The organism is Caulobacter sp. AP07 (assembly GCF_000281955.1).
Lineage (GTDB): Bacteria > Pseudomonadota > Alphaproteobacteria > Caulobacterales > Caulobacteraceae > Caulobacter.
Genome location: NZ_AKKF01000275.1, coordinates 1 through 3,655, shown reverse-complemented (window position 1 = coordinate 3,655; position 3,655 = coordinate 1). Strand labels below are relative to the sequence as shown.

Sequence of the window (3,655 nt, the reverse complement as noted above, 5' to 3'; positions counted from 1 at the left end):
TCGGGGGACCCAAGCGGAGTCCGACACCACGTCCAGCGTCGCTTGGGTCACCCGCATAAAGCGGGTGATGACGGAATTTTTGAGTTGAAGACGCGCTCGCGGAGCCTGGGCCAGCGAACTGTCAACAACCCGTAGGCGTCCTTAACGGCCGATGGCGGCGCGGTCGAACCGCGCCGCCATCGGGTTGCCCTAGAACCGCGCGCTCAAGGTCAGCTGATAGGCGCGGCCGTCGACGTCCAGCCGGCGCGGCTTGGCGTAGTCGTTCTCGTATTCCTCGCGCACCGCGTTGGTCAGGTTGAACGCGTCGAGCGAGAGCTTGAAGTCATGAGGCAGGTTGACGCTGGCCGACATGTCCAGCTGCCCGCGCGCCTTCACCGAGCGGGCCGCGCCGTTGAAGGTGCCGCCGGCCGCCAGGTCGTAGTCGTCACGATAGTTGTAGACCGCGCGAACGCCGAACCGCGTGGTCTCGTAATAGGCGATGAAGTTGTAGTTGTTCTTCGAGACCCCCGGCAGGGTGACCGGCGTGCCGTTGCTGTTGGTGCCGTCCAGGGTGGTGCGGGCGTAGTTGAACGCGCCGCCCAGGCCGTCGAAGGGCGCGGGCAGGAAGTCCAGGTTCTGCTGGATGTTGAACTCGACGCCGTTGACGGTGACGGGCTGCTGGTTCTCGTTGCCGCTGATCACCACCCGGGCCGGCGTCAGGATCGGCGCGGCCGGCGTGCCGATATTGACCTGGATGTCGCTGAAGCAGTTGGTCCCGACGACGGTCAGGTGGCCGAGCCCCAGGCTGGTGGCGTCGGCCGGGCACAGCCGGCTGACGTCGCGGATCGGGCCGACGATGCCCTTGACGTCCTTGCGATAGACCGTCAGCGACACCAGACCGTTGGGACGATTGTACCATTCCAGCGCGAAGTCGTAGGACCGGGCCGTGTAGGGCTTCAGGCTCGCGCTGCCCAGGACGACGTTATAGGTCGGCACGGCCGCGCCGTCCGGCGGATCGGTAACCACGGTGGCCGGCGTGATGTCGCGCGGTTGCGGGCGGACATAGGTGTCGTAGACCGCCGCGCGCACGGTGATCTTGTCGGTCAGGTCGGCCCGGACCACGGCCGACGGCAGCCAGTTGCCGTAGCTCTGCTCGAACGATCGCGGCGTGCGGGTGGTGACCACCCGGGTGCCGATGACCGCGCCGGCCCCGTTGAGCACGTTGACGGTCTTGTTGCTGGTGTCGACCGAGGCGACCTTTTCCTCGGTGTGCTCGTAGCGCACGCCGGCGTTGCCGCGGATGCGGACGCCCCGGACCTCGGTCTCGAACAGGGCCAGCGCGAAGGCCGACGAGATCTTGTTGTCGACCGAGAAGTTGTAGGACGAGAAGCCCGGGTCGGCGTCGTTGTTGACCAGGCCGTACTGGGTCAGGGTCTGGCCGGGCTGCAGCGTCACCGGGGTGACGGCGGCCAGGACGCTGGGGATGTCGACCGCGACCCAGTTGGGGTTGAAGCCCTTGATGTAGCCGCCGCCGAAGGTCGAGACGTAGGGGTTCTCGATCGACAGGGCCGGGGTGATGGCCGCGAAATTGATGCCCTGGGCGGTGTTGCGGGTGCCCGACGAGTTGAAGCTGTTGGTCTCGTAGCGCAGGCCAGCCTTCACCGATTTCAGGAACCCGTCCTTGAACATCCGCTCGGCCGAGGTCTGGATCGAGTCGACATAGGTCAGGGCTCGGCCGTTGGTGCCGGTGACGCCGAAGCGGTCGTTGTTATTGTTGCGGGCCTGGGTGACCGAGGTCCCGACGCGCTGGTCGTAGGGGCCGGGATTGATGTGGCTGGGGGTCGGGGTGATCAGGGTCAGGGTCGAGTCGGCCAGCTTTTCGCCGCCCGAGAAATAGTGGCCCGAGGTGCCGTTGGTGGCCGCGCCGGTGCGGGCCGCCTGGACGATGTCGATCTCCAGCTGGTCCGAACGGCGGTCGGCCCGGGAGGTCCGCGCCGAGGCGTTCAGGCGCCAGTCGTCGTTCTGCCAGTCGACGTCGGCCGTCAGGCCCCGCGCCTTCTGGATGCTGGGCTCCGAGCGCAGGGAGTCGGTGATCGAGGCGTTCGAGTAGTCGTAGGAATTGAAGTAGGCGTTGTGCTGCATCACGCCCTGGGCGTTGGGCTCGTCGATGAAGAAGATCGGGCCCAGATTGCTCAGCCGCGACGACGCCGTCGGGTCGACATACTGCAGGTACTGGTTCGACGACTTCAGGTTCCGGTCGCTGAAATAGCCGCTCAGGCCGACCTTGAGCTGCTGGTTGACCTGCCATTCGGCGCCGCCCGCGGCGCTGTAGGTGCGGCCTGAATTGTCCTTGACCGCCTGGCGGACCTGGCCGGGGAACCTGACGCCGTTGGGGTAGGTCGCGACCGGATAGGCGGCGTCGAACTGCGCCTGGGTCATGCCGAGGTTGGCGGCGACCAGCGTGTCGTAGTCCTGGACCTGCACGGAATCCCGGCGGAAACGCTCCTTCTTGTAGGCCACGACGCCGAACATCGCGAAGTCGTCGGTCAGGTGCTTGCTGTAGGACAGGCTGCCGTTGGGCGAGTTCAGCTTGCCCAGGGTGTCGTACTCGTTGCCGATCGAGATCGAGCCGCCGTCCTTGCGCTCCAGGGCCGGGATGATGCGCAGGTCGATGTTGCCGCTCAGGCCGCCGGGCTGCTCGCCGGCCGTCTGGGTCTTCAGCACGCGCACGGCGGTGAAGATGTCGGAATTGAACGCGCCGAGCGGGGCCGAGCCGTTCAGGATCGGGGCGGCGAACGATTGCCCGTTGATCGTCGTCAGGGCGAAGGTGCCGGGCAGGCCGCGCAGGTTGATGGTCGCGTCACGGCCGCCGGCCTCGCGGTTGATCTGCACGCCGGGGATCCGCTGGATGGCTTCGCCGACGTTCAGGTCCGGAAAGCGCCCCAGGCCGTCCGAGGAAATGCCGTCGATGATCTCGAGGCTGTCGCGCTTGGACTGGATGGCGTTGGCGTAGGCCGCCCGGAAACCGGTTACCACCACTTCGTCGACCACGGCGTCGGCGGCCGACGGCGGCGCGGCCTGGGCCAGCGCCAGGCTGGGCGCCCCCGTGCAGACCAGAAGCGCCGCGGCGCTGGCGGCGGCGAATAGGATCGAGCGCTGGGTGATGATCATTTTTCCCTCCCTGCCGTTCTGTGGATCGACGGCTAGGAGGGTTTGATATCGACGCTCGGTAAATTGGTCAAACCAATATCGAGAATGTGGCGCATTTTGACCTGACCGAATGGCGATGCCATCTAGATTTGGTCAGTCCAGAATGTGGCAAGCGTCGCCACAAAGGCGCGGACCCTGGCGCGCTCGGGCCGTCGATTTATCGAGTTTCGAGCTGATTCTGGCCAGCCACCCGCCGGGTCGGCGGGATGATGGACGCCTCATGCATGCCGCCATCGACATTCGTTGTTGACAGAGACAGACCCCACTCCCTAACTGGTCATACCACTAAGGGATGCAAAACAGCGCGCGGTCCGCTCGCTCGCCAGAGGGCGAAAACACGGGGTTCGGCGACGGATTGGCGGTCCTGGCGACGGTTCAAGCCCGCGCCGGCCGCGACTGTTCGCCACGGCCACAACTTCAAGTATTGGAAAGTCCATGCCGCGTATCACCGACGCCAAGGTCATCG

General features: G+C 66.1%; 1 protein-coding gene. It reads right to left on the bottom strand.

All coding sequences use genetic code 11. The features are described 5' to 3' along the window. Window positions 1–189: 189 nt before the first annotated feature. A complete protein-coding gene (locus tag PMI01_RS23540; RefSeq protein WP_007675320.1) occupies window positions 190–3,150 on the bottom strand; it encodes a TonB-dependent receptor in 2,961 nt (986 codons plus the stop codon). Window positions 3,151–3,655 lie beyond the last annotated feature (505 nt).

Excerpts from the sequence above, each read along its gene's own strand:
- PMI01_RS23540 (WP_007675320.1), bottom strand. The coding sequence starts at position 3,150 with ATGATCATCACCCAGCGCTCGATCCTATTCGCCGCCGCCAGCGCCGCG.